The organism is Pseudomonas sp. FW305-7 (assembly GCF_058786735.1).
The window spans coordinates 139,923-159,737 of the sequence record NZ_JBYSZA010000011.1 but is presented as its reverse complement, the minus strand read 5'-3'; the positions used below and the strand labels follow the sequence as shown (position 1 = coordinate 159,737).

The 19,815-nt window shown below is 59.2% G+C and carries 13 protein-coding genes and 1 pseudogene; 9 read left to right on the top strand and 5 right to left on the bottom strand.

The window, feature by feature from the left end:
* Positions 1-22 precede the first annotated feature (22 nt).
* The 5 genes from fadA to AC3WMT_RS15705 all read left to right on the top strand — a co-directional run bounded on the left by fadA (position 23) and on the right by AC3WMT_RS15705 (position 5,290).
* On the top strand, positions 23-1,198 hold the full coding sequence (gene fadA / locus AC3WMT_RS15725) for an acetyl-CoA C-acyltransferase FadA (protein ID WP_102356365.1): 1,176 nt from the start codon (positions 23-25) through the stop codon (positions 1,196-1,198).
* 98 nt (positions 1,199-1,296) lie between these two features.
* Positions 1,297-1,533, top strand: a complete 237-nt coding sequence (locus AC3WMT_RS15720; RefSeq protein ID WP_103305065.1) for a DUF1653 domain-containing protein — start codon at positions 1,297-1,299, stop codon at positions 1,531-1,533.
* Between the two features lie 114 nt (positions 1,534-1,647).
* Positions 1,648-4,281, top strand: coding sequence for a type I DNA topoisomerase (topA, locus tag AC3WMT_RS15715; protein WP_103305066.1), 2,634 nt, complete (start codon positions 1,648-1,650; stop codon positions 4,279-4,281).
* 144 nt (positions 4,282-4,425) lie between these two features.
* Positions 4,426-4,950, top strand: a complete 525-nt coding sequence (locus AC3WMT_RS15710; RefSeq protein WP_103305067.1) for a DUF6586 family protein — start codon at positions 4,426-4,428, stop codon at positions 4,948-4,950.
* A gap of 106 nt (positions 4,951-5,056) precedes the next feature.
* Positions 5,057-5,290, top strand: a complete 234-nt coding sequence (locus AC3WMT_RS15705) for a hypothetical protein (protein ID WP_008082203.1) — start codon at positions 5,057-5,059, stop codon at positions 5,288-5,290.
* A 96-nt stretch (positions 5,291-5,386) separates the two neighbouring features.
* On the opposite strand, the gene sulA is transcribed toward AC3WMT_RS15705, so the two are convergent.
* Both sulA and lexA read right to left on the bottom strand, forming a co-directional pair.
* Positions 5,387-5,860: an SOS-induced cell division inhibitor SulA gene (gene sulA, locus AC3WMT_RS15700; RefSeq protein ID WP_103305068.1), complete on the bottom strand. Its 474-nt coding sequence runs from the start codon at positions 5,858-5,860 to the stop codon at positions 5,387-5,389.
* Between the two features lie 10 nt (positions 5,861-5,870).
* Positions 5,871-6,479 carry a transcriptional repressor LexA gene (gene lexA, locus AC3WMT_RS15695; RefSeq protein WP_090284744.1) on the bottom strand — a complete coding sequence of 203 codons (609 nt, stop codon included), beginning with the start codon at positions 6,477-6,479 and terminating at the stop codon, positions 5,871-5,873.
* A 229-nt stretch (positions 6,480-6,708) separates the two neighbouring features.
* Between lexA and AC3WMT_RS15690 the strand changes: the two genes are divergently transcribed.
* From AC3WMT_RS15690 to AC3WMT_RS15675, 4 genes and pseudogenes are all read left to right on the top strand, one after another.
* Positions 6,709-7,416 carry a TetR/AcrR family transcriptional regulator gene (locus tag AC3WMT_RS15690; protein ID WP_007910473.1) on the top strand — a complete coding sequence of 236 codons (708 nt, stop codon included), beginning with the start codon at positions 6,709-6,711 and terminating at the stop codon, positions 7,414-7,416.
* 170 nt (positions 7,417-7,586) lie between these two features.
* The gene (gene nagZ / locus AC3WMT_RS15685; protein WP_177431424.1) at positions 7,587-8,585 is read left to right on the top strand and encodes a beta-N-acetylhexosaminidase; all 999 of its coding nucleotides are present in this window, start codon (positions 7,587-7,589) and stop codon (positions 8,583-8,585) included.
* Positions 8,586-8,597: 12 nt separating this feature from the next.
* Positions 8,598-9,335: an S-methyl-5'-thioinosine phosphorylase gene (locus tag AC3WMT_RS15680; protein WP_103305070.1), complete on the top strand. Its 738-nt coding sequence runs from the start codon at positions 8,598-8,600 to the stop codon at positions 9,333-9,335.
* Positions 9,336-9,344: 9 nt separating this feature from the next.
* Positions 9,345-12,638, top strand: a pseudogene (locus tag AC3WMT_RS15675) (DEAD/DEAH box helicase).
* A 149-nt stretch (positions 12,639-12,787) separates the two neighbouring features.
* Here AC3WMT_RS15675 and AC3WMT_RS15670 read toward each other — a convergent pair.
* From AC3WMT_RS15670 to mfd, 3 genes are read right to left on the bottom strand one after another with little or no spacing between them, the layout of a single operon-like run.
* Positions 12,788-15,478 carry a DEAD/DEAH box helicase gene (locus tag AC3WMT_RS15670; protein ID WP_103305071.1) on the bottom strand — a complete coding sequence of 897 codons (2,691 nt, stop codon included), beginning with the start codon at positions 15,476-15,478 and terminating at the stop codon, positions 12,788-12,790.
* Positions 15,479-15,489: 11 nt separating this feature from the next.
* Positions 15,490-16,056: a CsiV family protein gene (locus AC3WMT_RS15665; protein WP_103305072.1), complete on the bottom strand. Its 567-nt coding sequence runs from the start codon at positions 16,054-16,056 to the stop codon at positions 15,490-15,492.
* 10 nt (positions 16,057-16,066) lie between these two features.
* Positions 16,067-19,516 (bottom strand): transcription-repair coupling factor, encoded by a 3,450-nt coding sequence (mfd, locus tag AC3WMT_RS15660; protein ID WP_103305073.1) that lies wholly within the window; start codon positions 19,514-19,516, stop codon positions 16,067-16,069.
* Between the last annotated feature and the right edge of the window lie 299 nt (positions 19,517-19,815).

Below are 19,815 nucleotides of genomic sequence, written 5' to 3'. Positions count from 1 at the left end.
CAACTAGAGTGAGAGTGAACTTATGAGCTTGAATCCTAGAGACGTCGTGATTGTCGACTTCGGTCGTACTCCGATGGGCCGCTCCAAGGGCGGCATGCACCGCAACACCCGCGCCGAAGACATGTCGGCGCACCTGATCAGCAAATTGCTGGAACGCAACAGCAAGGTCGATCCTGCTGAAGTCGAAGACGTGATCTGGGGCTGCGTCAACCAGACCCTGGAGCAGGGCTGGAACATCGCGCGCATGGCGTCGCTGATGACCCAGATTCCGCACACTTCGGCTGGCCAGACCGTCAGCCGTCTGTGTGGCTCGTCGATGAGCGCGCTGCACACCGCTGCGCAAGCGATCATGACCGGCAACGGTGACGTATTCGTGGTTGGCGGCGTCGAGCATATGGGCCACGTGAGCATGATGCACGGTGTCGATCCGAACCCGCACATGTCGCTGTACGCGGCGAAAGCCTCGGGCATGATGGGCCTGACCGCTGAAATGCTCGGCAAAATGCACGGCATCACTCGCGAACAACAGGACGCTTTCGGCGTGCGTTCCCACCAGCTGGCCCACAAGGCAACTGTGGAAGGCAAGTTCAAAGACGAAATCATCCCGATGCAGGGCTACGACGAGAACGGTTTCCTGAAACTGTTCGACTACGACGAAACCATTCGTCCGGAAACCACCCTGGAAAGTCTGGCGGCCCTCAAGCCTGCCTTCAATCCAAAGGGCGGCACCGTGACTGCCGGTACTTCGTCGCAGATCACCGATGGTGCTTCGTGCATGATCGTGATGTCGGCGCAGCGTGCGCAGGATCTGGGTATCCAGCCGATGGCAGTTATCCGTTCGATGGCAGTGGCGGGTGTGGATCCGGCGATCATGGGCTATGGTCCAGTTCCGGCAACACAAAAAGCCCTGAAGCGTGCGGGCCTTGGCATCAACGATATCGACTTCTTCGAGCTCAACGAAGCTTTCGCTGCACAGGCTCTGCCAGTGCTGAAAGATCTGAAAGTGCTCGACAAGATGAACGAGAAGGTTAACCTGCACGGCGGCGCGATCGCCCTGGGTCACCCGTTCGGTTGCTCCGGTGCCCGTATTTCCGGCACCTTGCTGAACGTGATGAAGCAGAATAGCGGCACCTTCGGGGTGGCCACTATGTGCATTGGTCTCGGCCAAGGCATCTCCACCGTCTTCGAACGCGTTTAAGCGTCTCGTCGATGGAAGCCGGGGCCAAGTGCCCCGGTTTTTGTTTTTGTGGATTTATTTTGTTTTTATTTTGAAAAAATTTGAGTGAGGGCCGAAGCGTGCCGATACAACCTGGGCTCTACCAACATTACAAAGGTCCGCAGTACCGCGTATTCAGTGTTGCGCGGCATTCCGAAACCGAAGAAGAAGTGGTGTTTTACCAAGCCCTGTATGGCGATTACGGCTTTTGGGTTCGCCCCTTGAGCATGTTTCTCGAGTCGGTCGAGGTTGACGGCGAGCAGGTGCCACGCTTTGCTTTGGTGCAAGCCGAACCGAGCCTTTTTTCCAGGGCATAAGGCGAGTTCGCACAGAACCCTGTGCTTGACCTCACCTTGTATCAACTATATATAGCGGTGCCGCGTCAGGCGCCAACCGCCTTTCACTTCTAGAATTCAGGAATTTTCTGATCCATGGGCAAATCGCTGGTCATTGTGGAATCCCCGGCTAAGGCCAAGACCATCAACAAGTATCTGGGTAACCAATACGTGGTGAAGTCGAGTATCGGCCATATCCGAGACCTGCCCACCAGCGGTTCGGCTAGCGCCAGCAAAGAGCCAGCCGCCAAGCGCGGCAAGGCTGCTGCGGGCGAAGGTCCGGTGCTCTCGCCGAAAGAGAAAGCGCGCAAGCAGCTCGTCTCGCGTATGGGTGTCGATCCCGATCATGGGTGGAAAGCCCAGTACGAGATCCTCCCGGGCAAAGAGAAGGTCATCGAAGAGCTGCGCCGGCTCGCCAAAGATGCTGACACCATCTATCTCGCAACCGACTTGGATCGCGAGGGGGAAGCCATTGCCTGGCACCTGCGCGAAGCCATCGGTGGTGACGACAGCCGCTACAAGCGCGTGGTGTTCAACGAAATCACCAAGAAGGCGATTCAGGAAGCCTTCTCGGAACCGGGCGAGCTGGATATCGATCGCGTCAACGCACAACAGGCGCGTCGTTTCCTCGATCGCGTTGTGGGTTACATGGTTTCGCCGCTGCTGTGGGCGAAGATCGCCCGTGGCCTGTCCGCCGGTCGCGTGCAATCGGTTGCCGTGAAGCTGGTGGTCGAGCGTGAGCGCGAAATTCGTGCTTTCAACCCGGAAGAGTACTGGGAAGTGCATGCCGATCTCGGCACCACCAAAGGCTCGACCGTGCGTTTCGAAGTCGCTCGCGAAAAGGGCGAAGCCTTCAAGCCGCTGAACGAAGCTCAGGCCATGGCCGCGCTGGAGAAGCTCAAGGCTTCCAGCTACAGCATCGTCAAGCGCGAAGACAAACCGACCAGCAGCAAGCCGTCGGCGCCGTTCATCACGTCCACTTTGCAACAGGCTGCGAGCAATCGCCTGGGCTTCGGCGTGAAGAAAACCATGATGATGGCCCAGCGTCTGTACGAAGCCGGCTACATCACTTATATGCGTACCGACTCGACCAACCTCTCGGCCGATGCCGTGACGATGGCACGTGCTTACATCGAAGACGAATTCGGCAAGAAGTACCTGCCGGAAACGCCGAACGTCTACAGCAGCAAAGAAGGCGCACAAGAGGCTCACGAAGCGATTCGTCCGTCTGACGCCAACACCATCCCGAGCAAGCTGGCGGGCATGGAGCGCGATGCTGAGCGTCTCTACGAGCTGATCTGGCGTCAGTTCCTGGCGTGCCAGATGCTACCGGCGCAATACCTGTCGACTACAGTCAGCGTCGGCGCTGGTGACTTCGAGCTGCGTGCCAAAGGCCGTATCCTCAAGTTCGACGGTTACACCCGCGTGATGCCGCAGATTGCCAAGCCTGGCGATGACGACGTTCTGCCAGACATGGCGCAGGGCGACGTGATGAAGCTGATCAAGCTTGATCCGTCCCAGCACTTTACCAAGCCGCCGGCCCGTTACTCCGAAGCCAGCCTGGTCAAGGAAATGGAGAAACGCGGCATCGGTCGTCCTTCGACCTACGCAGCGATCATTTCGACCATCCAGGATCGCGGCTACGTGACCCTGCACAACCGCCGTTTCTACTCGGAAAAGATGGGCGACATCGTTACCGAGCGTCTGTCGGAGAGCTTCTCGAACCTCATGGACTACGGTTTCACCGCCGGCATGGAAGAGAACCTCGATGACGTGGCTCAGGGCGAGCGCGACTGGAAAAACGTGCTGGACGAGTTTTACGGCGATTTCAAAAAGAAACTCGAAGTAGCCGAAAATCCGGAAAATGGCATGCGTGCCAACCAGCCGGTCATGACCGATATTCCGTGCACCACTTGCGGTCGTCCGATGCAGATCCGTACTGCTTCGACCGGCGTTTTCCTCGGTTGCTCGGGCTACAGCCTGCCGCCGAAAGAGCGCTGCAAGGCCACGGTCAACCTGGTGCCGGGCGATGAAATCGCTGCGGACGACGAAGGTGAGTCGGAATCGTTGGTACTGCGTGGCAAGCATCGCTGCCCGATCTGCAGCACGGCGATGGACGCCTACCTGCTCGACGAGAAGCGCAAGCTGCACATCTGCGGTAACAACCCGGATTGCGCCGGCTACGAAATCGAAGAGGGCAGCTATCGCATCAAGGGCTACGAAGGTCCGAGCCTGGAATGCGACAAGTGTGGCAGCGAGATGCAGCTCAAGACTGGCCGTTTCGGCAAGTTCTTCGGTTGCACCAATCCGACGTGCAAAAACACCCGCAAACTGCTGAAGAGTGGTGATGCGGCGCCGCCGAAGATGGATCCGGTGAAGATGCCTGAGCTGAAATGCGAAAAGGTCAACGACACCTATATCCTGCGTGACGGTGCGTCCGGCCTGTTCCTGGCGGCCAGTCAGTTCCCGAAAAACCGTGAGACCCGTGCTCCACTGGTGATCGAGATTCTGCCGCACAAGGATCAGATCGATCCGAAGTACCACTTCCTGTGCGATGCGCCGCAGAAGGATCCTGATGGTTTGCCAGCAGTGATCCGCTACAGCCGCAAGACCAAGGAGCAGTACGTGCAGACTGAAGTCGACGGCAAGCCTACCGGTTGGAAGGCGTATTTCGACGGTGGCAAGTGGACGGTTGAAGACAAGCGCAGTGCGAAGGCCAAGGCCGAGTAAGCGTTAGTCAGGTACTGAAAAGGCCGTATGACAACCTTCGGGTTTTCATGCGGCCTTTTTGTTTTGTGCTTGCGGTGGGATCGGCTGATCCATGACACTGTCCGGCCTGTGTGAAGCAATTATTTCGTTGTGGAGAGCGCCGTCATGGCTCACGAACTCTATACCCGTACCAATCAGAAGATCTATTTCGCTGGCCTGTCGCTCGAAGCCTTGGCTCGCGCTGAAGAGGGGCGGGCGATGAATTCTCTGGCGTTGATTCAGGCCGGGCGTGAATCGGCGCTGTTTCACCTGTACGGCGCCTTGCTGGGTCTTTGCCATGAGATCGCGGGTTTTTATCGTCTGCCGCAAGCCAATGCGCCACGGGCCGAGATGCTGCTGACGCGTGAAGTGCTGGAGTCGATTGCGATTCCCGAACTGGCCGAAATGGTTGAGTTGGCGGGCAACTCTGAAACCTGGCTGGCAAAACTGCTGGCTGCACACTCGGCAATGTTTCAGCCACCACGGGTGCCACACAAACCAAAGGGCGACGTCACGCAGCCGTTGATTCAGGCAGTCAATCTGGATGAAGAAGAGGCGCCGCAAGAGCTAAGTCGAGAGGAACTGGAGAGCTGGCGGCAGAACTTGAAAGGTCTGGCGATACGTTTCCGCGAAGGCTTGAACGAGTGCTGAGGGCGATTGACACGGTGGCAATCTGAAACATGCTGCTGGTCAAGATCCCGAGCGAAGCCTGAATGATGTCTATATAATCCCTGCCTTTCGTGGAGAACAGACCTATATGCCAACGTCCTTTCTAGAAATTGTCGAGTTACCCGACGGCCGAATCGAACTGCGCAGGGCTGAGGACGAGGGTTCTCTGGTGACTCTGGATTTCTCCGAGGATGCCAAGACATTCCTGCAGGGTCAGCATGTGGAAATCGCCAAGGCGATGCTGAGCGTCGGCGTGCAGATGGCAGGCCGGATGATCGAGGGTGAGTTTGATAAAGAAGAGGGGCCGCGGGTTCTTCATTGATTCCCGGCTGCTTCAGGTTCTTGTCGATACCGCTTCAGATCGGCTTCTCTGTCCTTGGAGAAGCCCTGCGCTTAACACAGCGCGCTTAACTTGTGATCAACCCAATCGAATGTTCAGGCTTTGAGCGTCGCCCATGCGTGCAGCGCTGATCAGTTGTTGCCGTGAACTTGTGTTCAACGGGTTGAGCCAAGTGACCACTGTGTGGCTGCGACCCAGGCGCAAGGCTTCGCAAGCGAGTTGCTGAGCGCTTTGAATGCCTCGCGGTTGCAGCAGCAAAATGCGTTCGCGGTTAAGGCCAGCATCGCGCAGCCACGATTGGGTCAGGCTGGCAGGCGGCGCGATCAGTGTCAGCCAGCGTGCGTCCTGATCGTCGCTCAATTCACGAAGGATCGGGGCCAGCAGGTTCAAACAGTTCCCGGTCGCACCGCGCAGTGACAGCTCACTGAATACTTCAGGTTCGGCATTCCAAGGGCGTTCGACCACATCTTTCAGGATCGGCGCCATCGGTTGCGCCAGAAACGCTTCGAATAAAGGCAGTTGTGTTTGCTGAGGGGTGTGTGGGAACTGCATAAAGCCTCCTTTAGCGGCGGATTACGCCGACACTCAAGCCTTCGATCACCAGTTCCTGATCTTTCAGGTCGACTTCGATAGGGGCGAACTCAGGGTTTTCGGCAATCAGCCAGACTTTGCTACCTTCACGCTTGAAGCGTTTGACGGTCACTTCATCGCCGATACGGGCGACGACAACCTGACCATTACGTGCTTCGCGAGTGGTATGAACAGCGAGCAGATCGCCGTCGAAAATGCCGATGTCCTTCATGCTCATGCCGTGCACGCGCAGCAGGTAGTCGGCGCGAGGGTGGAAGAACGCTGGATTGATGTTGCAGGATTCCTCGATGTGCTGCTGGGCGAGGATCGGTGCACCGGCAGCGACCCGGCCAATGATTGGCAGGGTAGAGTCGTCGGGCTTGGCTTCAAAGCCGGGGATGCGAATGCCGCGAGAAGCGCCAGGGGTCATTTCGATGGCGCCCTTGCGGGCCAGTGCCTTGAGGTGTTCTTCCGCCGCGTTGGGCGACTTGAAACCCAGCTCCTGAGCGATTTCCGCGCGGGTTGGCGGGTAGCCGTTGTCTTCGAGGCAACGTTTGATGAAGGCCAGAATCTCGGCTTGGCGTGGCGTCAGCTTTAGCATAATCATCGCTCTGTCTTTTTATACAGTGACTGGGATTATATACAGTGAAGCGGTCTTGGCAATGCTCGTTTTTTTGCACGCCGCCGGACGGTCGACCTATCGGCTTATTAATGCGTTGACCTTGTGTGGTTAAATAGCTGACCGACCATTCCCAAAACGAACCGGCAGGCTTGACAACGCACAGGCTGAAACGTATGTTTCAAACAAGTGTTTGTCAGGCGGAGTAGCCATGGCCCAGTCGGAAACCGTTGAACGCATTCTTGATGCTGCCGAGCAGTTGTTCGCGGAGAAAGGTTTCGCTGAAACCTCATTGCGTTTGATCACCAGCAAGGCTGGCGTCAACCTGGCAGCGGTTAACTATCACTTCGGCTCCAAGAAAGCGCTGATTCAGGCGGTTTTTTCGCGGTTTCTCGGGCCGTTCTGCATCAGCCTCGACAAAGAGCTGGAGCGCCGTCAGGCCAAGCCTGAAAACAAGCCGACTCTGGAAGAACTGCTGGAAATCCTCGTCGAACAGGCCCTCGTGGTTCAACCACGCAGCGGCAACGATCTGTCGATTTTCATGCGCTTGCTGGGCCTCGCGTTCAGCCAGAGCCAGGGCCACTTGCGCCGTTATCTGGAAGACATGTACGGCAAGGTGTTCCGCCGTTACATGCTGCTGGTCAACGAAGCGGCACCCCGCATTCCTCCTATCGAATTGTTCTGGCGCGTGCATTTCATGCTCGGCGCCGCAGCGTTCAGCATGTCCGGCATCAAGGCCTTGCGTGCGATTGCCGAGACCGATTTCGGCGTCAACACCTCCATTGAGCAGGTCATGCGCCTGATGGTGCCGTTCCTCGCTGCGGGCATGCGCGCCGAAACCGGTGTCACTGATGCGGCCATGGCGACTGCGCAACTGCGGCCTCGCAGCAAGTCAACGCCGGTAGCCGCCAAGGTTTAACCGCGCACGGGTGGGCGCGGCAGCTTGTATCCGCTAAGCTAGCCGCCCATGCCGACTCTCGTTCTGAACCCGTTCTCCATCGATATCGCCGACCTGCCGGGCGCCGCCCTCGGTGGCGATTTCGTGCGGATCGGGTTTTTAGTTTTCAAGGAATCTCTATGACTGCTGGCCTGCAAGGCTCGTTGATGGTGGACGTCGCCGGTACCTGGCTGACGGCTGAAGATCGCCAATTGTTGCGTCAGCCCGAAGTGGGTGGCCTGATCATTTTTGCCCGCAACATCGAGCACCCACGCCAGGTGCGTGAGCTGAGCGCGGCGATCCGCGCGGTTCGCCCGGATCTGCTGCTGGCGGTGGATCAAGAGGGCGGTCGCGTGCAGCGTCTGCGTCAGGGCTTTGTACGTCTGCCGGCCATGCGCGCCATCGCCGACAATCCGAATGCTGAGTATCTGGCCGAGCAATGTGGCTGGATCATGGCCACCGAAGTGCTGGCAGTCGGGCTCGATCTGAGCTTCGCACCTGTGCTGGATCTCGATTACCAGCGTAGCGCCGTGGTCGGCACCCGTTCCTTTGAGGGCGATCCCGAACGTGCCGCGCTGCTCGCCGGGGCGTTCATTCGCGGCATGAACAGCGCAGGAATGGCTGCCACCGGCAAGCACTTTCCGGGTCATGGCTGGGCCGAGGCCGATTCCCACGTCGCCATCCCCAACGACGAGCGCAGTCTCGAAGAGATCCGCGCCAACGACCTCGTGCCGTTCGCCAGACTCAGCAAGCAACTGGCCGCCGTCATGCCGGCTCACGTCATTTACCCGCAAGTCGATTCGCAGCCAGCCGGCTTCTCCCGGCGCTGGTTACAGGACATCCTGCGCGGCGAATTGCAGTTTGACGGTGTGATCTTCAGTGATGACCTGTCGATGGCTGGCGCCCATGTGGTCGGCGATGCTGCCAGCCGCATCGAGGCGGCGCTCAGCGCCGGCTGCGATATGGGCCTGGTGTGCAACGACCGCGCCGCTGCCGAACTGGCCCTGAGCGCCGTGCAACGCATGAAAGTCAAGCCGTCTGCGCGTATCGCGCGGATGCGCGGCCAGTCGTTTGCCAGCACCGATTACCGTCAGGATCCGCGCTGGCTCACCGCCATCGGCGCGCTCAAAGACGCTCAACTGATTGATTAAGGATTTTTCGCTATGACGGTTTACGCAATCATCGGTGGCACCGGCCTGACTCAGCTTGAGGGCTTGAGCATTCGCCAATCGCTGGCGGTAGATACGCCTTATGGCGCACCCTCCGCCGAAGTGCAGATTGGCGAATACGCCGGCAAGGAAGTGCTGTTCCTCGCCCGTCACGGTCACCCGCATCGCTTCCCGCCGCACAAGGTCAACTACCGCGCCAACCTGTGGGCGTTGAAGCAGGCCGGCGCCGAAGCGATCATCGCGGTGAATGCCGTCGGTGGCATTCACTCAGCCATGGGCACCGGGCATTTTTGCGTGCCACATCAGATCGTCGACTACACCAGCGGTCGCGAGCACACCTATTTCGCCGATGATCTGGAACACGTCACTCACATCGACTTCAGCTTTCCCTACAGCGAGCCGCTGCGTCAGCAGTTGATCGCCGCCGTGGCTGCTGAAGGCTGCGAGTACAGCGATCAGGGCGTTTATGCCTGCACCCAGGGCCCACGCCTGGAAACGGTCGCCGAAATCATGCGTCTGGAACGAGATGGCTGCGACATCGTCGGCATGACCGGCATGCCGGAAGCAGCGCTGGCCCGAGAGCTGGATCTGGATTATGCGTGTCTGGCGCTGGTGGTGAATCCGGCAGCGGGCAAGACCACGGAAGTGATCACCATGGCCGAAATCGAGCAGGCGTTGCATGACGGAATGGGCAAGGTGAAGTCGACGTTGGCGCGGGTGCTGGCTGGCTAGGGACTGCCCATGAGCATTCTCATCGAACAGCTTAAGTCGTTGGCCTGGGCTCGGGCATTCACTAGCAATGCCCTGGTCAAGGCTCGGGCTTATGCCGCCGGTGATCGGGTAGAGATCATCGCGATCGATGACAGGAAGATCGAGGCGTTCTGCGTCGGCTCGGAAGATCAGGCGTATGAACAAACCATTTACCTGTCCGAAGATCGGCGGGGTTCCGTCAACTTGCGTTGCCTGTGCACCTGTCCTGTCGCAATCGACTGCAAGCACTGCGCTGCGGTGCTTTATCACCTGCAGGGCAGTGATCATGAGGCGTCTGAAAATGACGCACAGATCCAGTTGGGGCGGGCGCTGGAACATTGGCTTTCGACCATCCCCGTGCCGGCCAAGCCCGCTGAAGAAGGCGCGCAAACCGCAGGCACGCGCCTGTTTTACAAGCTCAAGCCAACGTCAGTGAGCGGCAAGTGGCTGCTCGATATTTTCAAGGTCTCCCAGCTTAAGAGCGGCGAGTTACGCGAAGTCAAACCGATGTATTCGCTAGCGGAAATGCTCACGCGTCAGCCCGGCTACCTGTCCGAGCTGGATCTGCGCGTCGCCAGGCTGCTGGTTGCCATGCACTCGCACCACGCCTATTACAGCGGCTATCCGCTGGAAGGCAGCAGCGGTGCCGAACTGCTGGAAATGCTCCTGCGCACCTCGCGGCTTTTCCTCGATTTCGTGGATTTGCGACCGTTGGTGCCGGGCGCGAAACGCATAGGCCAGTTCGCCTGGGCCGAGCAGGCCGACGGCGGGTTCCGCGCGCAGTGGAGCAGTGCCGAGGCAGCGCAGGAAACCGTGCTGGCGCTGGAGCCGCTTTATTACCTGGATCGTGAACAGCGGCAGATTGGCCTTCTGTTCAATGAGCTGGAAGAAAAACTGGCCAGTCATTTGACTCTGGCGCCAGACATTGCGGCGCGTCAGGCCATGCAGTTCAGTCATCGCATGAGCGCTGCAACGAGAATCCCGCCGCCCCACCAACTGACCGAACGAGTCATCTACGACGTACTTCCGCAGCCGCAACTCACCCTCGTCAGCGGTCGGGAGCGCTCGCGCTGGGAATACGTTCTTGAGCACCGCGCCGCTCTGGTGTTTACCTACAACGGCCAGCCGACGGTGGATCGCAACCCGGAAGTAATGATCCTCAACGGTACCGAAACCCAGCGCATTCAACGCCAGCCTGCGGTGGAAAAGAAACTGCGCCAGATTCTGCAAAAGCACGGCTTCAAGAAAGCCACCCGCAAGAGTTCGCTGGATCGTCCCGGCGAGATGTTCACGTTGCCGGATGATTCCGCCTGGCTCGGGTTTATGCACGAAGGGCTTGCCACGCTGTGCGCCTTGAACTGGGAAGTCGAGATCAGTCCCGGCTTTCATTTCAATGTGCAGCCAGTCGAGCATTGGTACGCCGAGGTCGAGGAAGAGGCTGGCCATCAGTGGTTTGATTTGCAGTTGGGTATTGTCGTCAATGGCCAGCGCTATAGTTTGCTACCGATCCTTCTGCACTTGTTGCGCACCCAGCCGCGCTTGCTTGACCCGGTCAATCTGGCACAACGCAGCGATGACGAAAAACTCCTGATCGAACTGAAGCCCAGCGGTTTTGGCGACCCATCGGGCGCCAAGGTCGCGCTGCCGCTGAGTCGGGTCAAACCGCTGATGGCCACACTGGGCGAGTTGTATCTGGGCGGTCATCAGGGCGATGCACTGCGCTTGAGTGTCCCGGACGCCGCGCGCTTGAGTATGCTCGATGGCGTACCGCTGGATTGGCAGGGTGGCGAGCGGCTGCGCACCTTTGCCAAGCGCCTGCAGAACGCCAGTCACACCCACGTCGCTGCGCCGGCCGGCCTTAACGCGCAACTGCGCCCGTATCAGCTCGAAGGTCTGAACTGGATGCAAACCCTACGCGAGCTTGAAGTAGGCGGCATTCTGGGCGATGACATGGGTCTGGGCAAAACGCTGCAAACCTTGGCGCATCTGCTCACGGAAAAACACGCCGGACGCCTCGATTGCCCGGCACTGGCGGTGATGCCGACCAGCCTTATTCCCAACTGGCTCGACGAGGCCGAGCGTTTCACCCCCCAGTTGAAAGTATTGGCGCTGCACGGCTCGGGGCGGCAAAAGGATTTCGCTGATCTGGCTGAGTACGATTTGGTACTGACCACTTACGCGTTGTTGCCGAGGGATCTGGAGGTCTTGCAGCCGCAGACGTGGAGCGTGCTGATTCTCGACGAAGCGCAGAACATCAAGAACCCGCTCAGCAAAGCCGCGCAGGCCGCGCGCGACTTGCAGGCCCGCCAGCGCTTGTGCCTGAGCGGCACGCCATTGGAAAACCACTTGGGCGAGCTTTGGTCGCAGTTTCATTTCCTCATGCCCGGTTGGCTCGGCGACAGCAAGTCCTTCAATCGCGATTACCGCACGCCAATCGAGAAGCACGGCAATGTTCAGCGCATGCAGCACCTGACAGCGCGCATCAAGCCGTTTTTGCTGCGCCGCAAAAAGGATCAGGTCGCCACTGAATTGCCACCGAAAACCGAAATTGTCCATTGGGTCGATCTCAGCGACGGCCAGCGCGACGTCTATGAAACCGTTCGTGTGGCGATGGACAAAAAAGTGCGCGACGAAATTGCCCGCAGTGGCGTGGCGCGCAGTCAGATCATCATTCTTGATGCATTGCTCAAGCTGCGTCAGGTCTGTTGCGACTTGCGCCTGATCAACATGCCGCTGACGGCGAAGGCGCTGCGCTCCGGCAGTGGCAAGTTGGTCAGCTTGATGGAAATGCTTGAAGAGCTGCTCAGCGAAGGTCGCCGGATCCTGTTGTTTTCGCAGTTCACCTCGATGCTCGCCTTGATCGAGGAAGAATTGCAGTAACGTGACATTGGCTATTCGCTGCTGACCGGCGAAACCACGGATCGACGCACGCCGGTGAAGGATTTTCAGGGCGGCAAGGTGCCGCTGTTTCTGATCAGTTTGAAGGCCGGAGGTACCGGTTTGAACCTGACCGCTGCGGACACGGTGATTCACTTCGACCCTTGGTGGAATCCGGCGGTGGAAAATCAGGCCACTGATCGGGCGTATCGAATCGGGCAAAACAACCCGGTGTTCGTCTACAAGTTGATTGCACGAGGCACTGTAGAGGAAAAAATTCAGGCGTTGCAGCAGGAGAAAGCGGCGTTGGCCGGAGCGGTGCTTGAGGGCGGAACGACGGGTGGCTGGAAATTGGAGCAGAGCGACATTGAGGCGCTGTTTGCGCCGTTGCCTGTTTCCAAGGATTGATTACCTAAATCTGAGGCCATTATCGGAGGGCCCCATCGCTGGCAAGCCAGCTCCCACAGGTTTCGTATCGTTCACAAAATAGTGTTCAACCCTAAATCACTGTGGGAGCTGGCTTGCCAGCGATGGCTATTTATCTGAAAAAGCAGATCTCAGCGCTTGTCGAGCTTATCCGGCAACGGCGCAAACAATGCTTCGATATCGTCGTTCTGCAGCTTCCAGTCTCCAGCCTTGCGCCCGTCCAGCACGCCGGCTGCGAGGTCGGACTTTTCCCTTTGCAGATGCTGAATCTTCTCTTCCACCGTGCCCCGGGCAATCATCTTGTAGACGAACACCGGCTTCTCCTGGCCGATCCGATACGCGCGATCGGTGGCCTGGTTCTCGGTCGCCGGATTCCACCACGGGTCGTAGTGAATCACGGTATCCGCTTCGGTCAGGTTCAGGCCGACACCGCCAGCCTTCAGACTGATCAGAAAGATCTGACGCTTGCCGCTCTGGAATTCCTTCACCGGTGTGCGCCGATCACGGGTCTGGCCCGTCAACAGCGCGTAGGCGACATTGCGTTTTTTCAGCTCTTTTTCGATCAGTGACAGCATCGACGTGAACTGCGAAAACAGCAGAATCCGCCGACCTTCCTCGAACAATTCCTCAAGCATTTCCATCAAGCTATCGAGCTTGCCCGACGTGCTGCCGCGGGCGGGCAGCGTGGCGTCGTTGACCAGGCGCAAATCACAGCAAACCTGACGCAGCTTCAGCAAGGCTTCGAGAATGATGATCTGACTGCGCGCCACGCCTTTGCGGGTGATCTCGTCGCGGACTTTCTTGTCCATCGCCAGGCGCATGGTTTCGTACACATCGCGCTGGGCTTCGTTGAGATCGACCCAGTGGATGATTTCCGTCTTCGGCGGCAGTTCAGTCGCAACCTGTTCCTTGGTGCGGCGCAGCAGAAACGGTTTTATCCGACCATTGAGGTGCTGAAGTCTGACTTCGCTGCCGCGCTTTTCGATGGGCACACGGTAATCGGCGTTGAAGCTTTTGACGTCACCGAGCCAGCCTGGCAGCAGGAAGTGGAACAGCGACCACAATTCACCGAGGTGGTTTTCCAGCGGCGTACCGCTCAGGCACAGGCGCTGGCGGGCATTCAGTTCGCGTGCTGCCTGAGCCGCTTTGCTGTTCGGATTCTTGATGTATTGCGCTTCGTCCAGCACCAGTACGTGCAGCGGCTGTTGCGCCAGACGCTCGACGTCCTTGGGCAGCAGGGCATAGGTGGTGAGGATCAGGTCGAAGTCGGCCAGATTGTCGAAGTGTTTTTTGCGACCGGCCCCGTACAGCGCCACCACTTTAAGTTGCGGTGTGAAGTGCGCCGCTTCATCGAGCCAATTCGGAATCAGGCTGGTGGGCATCACCACCATGCAGGGCCGATCAAGTCGTCCGGCGTTTTTCTCGCTGAGAATATGCGCCAGGGTCTGTAGGGTTTTACCCAGGCCCATGTCGTCCGCGAGAATCCCGCCGACTTCCAGTTGTCGCAGTGATTGCATCCAGCTCAAGCCTTCGAGCTGATAGGGGCGCAGCGTCGCGTTCAAGCCTTCTGGCGCTTCTGTGCTGAAGTCGCGGATGTCGCGCAGACGTTGCGCAAATGTGCGGATCTGCTCGCCGCCCTCCCACAGCAGCGGAATGCCCTCCAGCGAGTTAAGGCGCGTTGCGTCGGCCCTGCTCAGGCGCAGGGTGGTTTCACCCGGTTCCTGCAGGTAGAACTCGCCCAGAGTTGCCAATACCGGCTTCAATCGCCCGAGTGGCAGCGCCACTTGCAGCGGCCCGTGCTCGTTGTTGCGCTGCGGAATATTGACCAGAATCAGCTCGTCATCGCGACGGCGCGCAAGGCGTTCCGGGTTGAGGATTTCCGCGTGCGAACGCATCAGATTGAGCAGGATCGGCAAGAGGCTCAAGCGCTCGCCGTTGACGATGATGCCCAGTTCCAGATCAAACCAGTCGCGTTCCGGCGCCTGCTCGACCGTGGCGTACCAGTCATCCACCGCCGTCAGATCAAAGCCGAATTCCTCATCGATCTGCAATTCCCAGCCATGGGTGCGCAGCTTCGGCAAATCGTTAAGGGTAAAGGTCAGCCACGCGCTGTCATTGACCATCTCATACAGTTCGCCGGCACTTTCCGGCAGTGCCTTGCTCTGACGGGTGGCGATACGGAAGCCGAGGATTCGTAACTGCTCCCGGTAGGACTGTTCGACTTCCGGATGGCGTTTTATCCGCAGTGTCTGGGTTTCCTGGCGAATCAGGATATCGCTGTTCTTCTGCCCGCTGACGTACTCGTCCAGATAGCTGAACGACAGCGCTGCGCGATGCTGAATGTAGCGCTGCATCTTGCCGTTGCGCGGCTCGAAGGCGCTGAACTCGACACTGGCCAGCCACAGGCGTGGCACCGGCTGCACGTTGTCCACCAGCACTTGTGGTGGCGCTTTCGGGCTGCGGTTTTCCAGTACGGCCTGGAGTTTTTCCAGCAGTTCGGCGTCTTTCGCGGCGGCGGGGTAGTCGAGGGTTTCCTGGATTTGCAGCAATACCGCTGCGCAATGTTTGCAGTTGGTGCGAACCGGGCAGGTGCAGGCGGCGTCGACCAGCAGCAAAGTGCCTTTGGCTGACTCGCGCAGGTGAATGGTCTGACGGTAGACGTTACCGCCAGAGCCTTCGCAACTGGCGGTGATGGTTGCATCGCCGACCTGGGCGATGCGTACCCGGTTTTCCAGGGCGTAGCGGCGGCCACGCTCCAGGCTCTGTTCCTTGAATCGGCTGACCCAGGAGGGTGCCAACGGTTTACTCAGGGGCGCGGACATAAGGACTTCGATCAGTCCGGAATGGCTTCAGGCGCTTCCCGTGGCGCAGGCGCCGTCAGGGAAGTGATCTTGATCAGCAGGGCCAGGTGACCGTTATCGAGGTAGTTGAGTTGACCGTTTTTGGTGTGGCTGTCCTGTTTCAGGCGTTCGCTGGCGGTGACCATGCCGTTGGCGTCGATCTGGTTCACCCAGAAGTCGGCATTCACATCGGTGAAGCGCCCGAGTTTCATTTCCAGGGTGCCCTCGATCGGGAACTGGCCGAACTGTTCCTTGCCATCGCTGACGGCCACCTTGGTCGGTGTCTCGCCGAGGGTCTGTTGCCAGGCATTATGCAGCAACACGCTGTATTCGCCGCTGGCGGTGAGTTTGTTGGCGACGTCGTTCAGCGCCGGAGTGCGCTGGCTGTCATCGGCCAGGCGCTGAGCGCCGGCAGCCCAGTCTTCCGGCGCAGCGCGGCTGACAATGGCCGGAACTGCGTTCTGACGGACCAGAATCATTTCGACCTGATACAGGTCATCGGCAAACGCCATCGGTGCTACGAAAGTGAGTAGCAGGGTCAGTGAGCGAAACAGGCGCATGCGGCGTCCTTCAAGCAGTTTTCGGGATGAGGCGCTCGAACAGCGCCTCTACAGTATTAAAGCGCTCTTCCGGGCGCTCCATCGGCACCTGGAACTTGAACATGGTGGCGCCTTCGAATTTGTAGCGTTTCGGCTGACTCTGGATCAGTTTGATCAGGGTCATCGGGTCGACCGGCGTCTGCGCGGCGAACTCGATGCGTCCACCCTGCGGGCCGCCGTCGACCTTCTTGATGCCCAACTGTTCAGCCTGCAACTTCAAGGCCGTGATGCGCACCAGATTCTTGGTCGGCTCCGGCAGCAGGCCGAAACGGTCGATCATCTCGACTTGCAGATCCTTCAAACCTTCCTCGTCGGTGGCCGACGCGATGCGCTTGTACAGAATCAGCCGCGCATGCACATCCGGCAGATAGTCTTCCGGAATCAGCGCCGGCACCCGCAGGTTGACTTCCGGGCCGCCGCCGAGTGGTTGATCAAGGTTCGGTTGCTCGCCCTTGCGGATCGACTTCACCGCACGTTCAAGCATTTCCATGTACAGCGTGAAGCCCACGGCTTGAATCTGCCCGCTCTGGCCATCGCCGAGCAATTCGCCGGCGCCACGGATTTCCAGGTCGTTGGTCGCCAGGACGAAACCGGCACCGAGATCCTGGGTGTTGGCAATCGCCTCCAGACGTTTTTCCGCGTCCGAGGTGATTTGCTGGCGTGGCGGTGTCAGCAGGTAAGCGTAAGCCTGGTGGTGACTACGGCCGACACGGCCGCGCAACTGGTGCAGTTGCGCCAGGCCGAACTTGTCGGCGCGCTCGATGATGATGGTGTTGGCGCTCGGCACGTCGATGCCGGTCTCGATGATGGTCGAGGCGATCAGCACGTTGAAGCGCTTGTGGTAGAAGTCGCTCATCACCTGCTCGAGTTCGCGCTCGCGCATCTGCCCATGGCCGATGCCGATTCGTGCTTCCGGGACCAGTTCGGCGAGGTCGGCGGCGCATTTCTCGATGGTCTTCACATCGTTGTGCAGGTAATAAACCTGACCGCCGCGCAGCAGTTCACGGAGCAAAGCTTCTTTGACCGTGCTCTTGTTCTGCTCCATGACGAAGGTGCGCACTGACAGGCGGCGCGCCGGCGGCGTGGCGATGATCGACAGGTCACGCATGCCCGACACCGCCATGTTCAGCGTGCGCGGAATCGGCGTGGCAGTCAGCGTGAGAATGTCGACTTCGCTGCGCAGGGCCTTGAGCTGCTCTTTCTGGCGCACACCGAAACGGTGTTCTTCGTCGATGATCACCAGGCCGAGGTTTTTGATTTTGACGTCATCGGACAGCAGCTTGTGGGTGCCGATAACGATGTCGATCTTTCCTTCCGCCAGATCGGCGATCGCAGCGTTCACTTCCTTGGCGGATTTGAAGCGGCTCATCACTTCCACAGTCACTGGCCAGTCGGCGAAACGATCGCGGAAGCTGTTGTAGTGCTGCTGGGCGAGGAGGGTGGTCGGTACCAGAATCGCCACTTGGCGACCACCATGCACAGCGATGAACGCCGCGCGCATGGCCACTTCGGTCTTGCCGAAACCGACGTCGCCGCAGACCAGTCGATCCATCGGTTTCGGCGCGAGCATGTCTTCGCGCACGGCTTCGATGGTCGACTGCTGATCCGGCGTTTCTTCGAACGGGAAACCGGCGCTGAAGGTCGCGTAATCGGCTTTCGGGTCGGCAAACGCGTAGCCTTCGCGAGCGGCGCGGCGGGCATAGATGTCGAGCAGTTCGGCGGCGACATCGCGCACTTGTTCAGCGGCTTTGCGCTTGGCTTTCTGCCAGGTTTCCGAGCCGAGACGGTGCAGCGGGGCCAGCGAATCGTCGCTACCGGTGTAGCGGGCGATCAGGTGCAGGTTGGCCACCGGCACGTAGAGCTTGGCGTTCTCGGCGTATTCGAGGGTGAGGAACTCGGCAGCCTGATTGTCGATTTCCAGAATCGTCAGGCCCAGGTAGCGGCCGACACCGTGGTCGATATGCACCACCGGCGCGCCTTCACGCAACTCGGTGAGGTTCTTGATCACCGCGTCGTTGTTGGCATCCGCGCGCTTTTCACGACGGCGACGCTGCATCACGCGTTGCCCGAACAGCGGACTTTCCGCGACCAGCGCCAGCGCCGGATCGTCGAGCATCAAGCCTTCATCGAGCGGCGCGATGGTGATCGCCAGGCGATCCTTGCTCGCAACGAAGTCCGGCCAGCTGTCGACGGTTTTTGGTCGCAGCTTCAGGCGTTCGAGCAGCTCCAGCAAGACTTCGCGACGCCCCGCCGATTCGGCGGTGAACAGCACGCGTCCGGGGAATTCATCAAGGAAGTTCGACAGCGCTGCCAGCGGTTGAGTGGCTTTGGCTTCGATGGCCAGATTCGGCAGTGCCTGGGCCGGAAAGCGTTCGCGACCGACGCCGGTTTCCACGTCCTGCTGGCTGGCGACCACTCGCGGCCAGCTCTTCAGGCGGGCGAAGCAGTCCTCCACCGGCAGGAACAATTCGGCTGGCGGCAATAGAGGGCGCGATGGATCGACGCGGCGCTCCTCATAGCGATTGCGCACGTCGTTCCAGAAGTTTTCCGCCGCCTGCTCGATGCCTGGCAGCGAGAACACTTGCGTGTCCTGCGGCAGGTAATCGAACAGGGTCGAGGTTTCGTCGAAAAACAGCGGCAGGTAGTACTCGATGCCGGCGGGCGTGATGCCGCTGCTCAAGTCCTGAAAGATCGGGCAGCGCCGGAAGTCGACATCGAAACGCTCGCGGAACCGCGCCTTGAAGCGGGTGACCGCATCTTTTTGCAGCGGGAACTCACGGGCCGGCAACAGCTTGACCGAATCGACCTTGTCGATGGAGCGCTGGTTTTCCGGATCGAACGTGCGCAAGGTTTCGATTTCGTCGTCGAACAAGTCGATGCGATACGGCAGTTTGCTGCCCATCGGGAACAGGTCGATCAGCGCCCCGCGCACGGTGAATTCGCCGTGCTCGTACACCGTGTCGACGTAGCGATAGCCACTGGCTTCAAGCCGCGTGCGCATCTGTTCGACGTCGAGCTTCTGGCCGACATCCAGCACCAGACTGCTGCCGAGCAGGAATTTGGTCGGCGCCAGTCGATGCAGGGCCGTAGTGATCGGCACCACCAGCACGCCATGTTCCAGCTCCGGCAGTTTATAAAGGCTGGCGATGCGCTGGGAAATGATGTCCTGGTGCGGCGAAAACAGGTCGTACGGCAGGGTTTCCCAGTCGGGGAAATGCAGAACGGGCAAATCCGGGGCGAAGAAACTCAGCTCCTGTTCCAGCCGTTCGGCACTCTGGCTGTCGGCGGTCAGTAGCAGGGTGAAGCGCTTGGCAGCGCTGGCAGCCTCGGCAATCGCCAGGCTCAGGGCGGCACCGGGCAAGTTGCCCCAATGCTGTTTACCTGCCGCGGCAGGGAGAAGCGGTAGACGCAGAACAGGCACGGAAGGTTGAGCTCCAGGCGTTGCGACAAAGTCGGTAATTGTAGCGGCGTCCGGTGCTGCCTGTCAGTTGCAGACTGTGTCTATCTTCGCTGTTTGCACGAAATGTAGTGGTAACCATAAAAAAGAGCACTTTTTTGAGGGTTATGTAGTGCCGAAATCGAGTGGTGTTACGGAGGGTTACAGACATCGTCTAACACTTGTCGAAAAATTGACTGTGCTGGAGGCCCCGGTTTTACTGGGCTGGAGAGCGGCGTTATTTTTTGTGACGGAATTTTGTTACCGATTGCGCGACAAGCGCG

What these genes read in the sequence shown, in the direction of transcription:
- fadA (WP_102356365.1), top strand. Translation starts at nt 23, where the DNA reads ATGAGCTTGAATCCTAGAGACGTCGTGATTGTCGACTTCGGTCGTACT.
- topA (WP_103305066.1), top strand. Translation starts at nt 1,648, where the DNA reads ATGGGCAAATCGCTGGTCATTGTGGAATCCCCGGCTAAGGCCAAGACC.
- AC3WMT_RS15710 (WP_103305067.1), top strand. Translation starts at nt 4,426, where the DNA reads ATGGCTCACGAACTCTATACCCGTACCAATCAGAAGATCTATTTCGCT.
- AC3WMT_RS15705 (WP_008082203.1), top strand. Translation starts at nt 5,057, where the DNA reads ATGCCAACGTCCTTTCTAGAAATTGTCGAGTTACCCGACGGCCGAATC.
- sulA (WP_103305068.1), bottom strand. Translation starts at nt 5,860, where the DNA reads ATGCAGTTCCCACACACCCCTCAGCAAACACAACTGCCTTTATTCGAA.
- lexA (WP_090284744.1), bottom strand. Translation starts at nt 6,479, where the DNA reads ATGCTAAAGCTGACGCCACGCCAAGCCGAGATTCTGGCCTTCATCAAA.
- AC3WMT_RS15690 (WP_007910473.1), top strand. Translation starts at nt 6,709, where the DNA reads ATGGCCCAGTCGGAAACCGTTGAACGCATTCTTGATGCTGCCGAGCAG.
- AC3WMT_RS15680 (WP_103305070.1), top strand. Translation starts at nt 8,598, where the DNA reads ATGACGGTTTACGCAATCATCGGTGGCACCGGCCTGACTCAGCTTGAG.
- AC3WMT_RS15670 (WP_103305071.1), bottom strand. Translation starts at nt 15,478, where the DNA reads ATGTCCGCGCCCCTGAGTAAACCGTTGGCACCCTCCTGGGTCAGCCGA.
- AC3WMT_RS15665 (WP_103305072.1), bottom strand. Translation starts at nt 16,056, where the DNA reads ATGCGCCTGTTTCGCTCACTGACCCTGCTACTCACTTTCGTAGCACCG.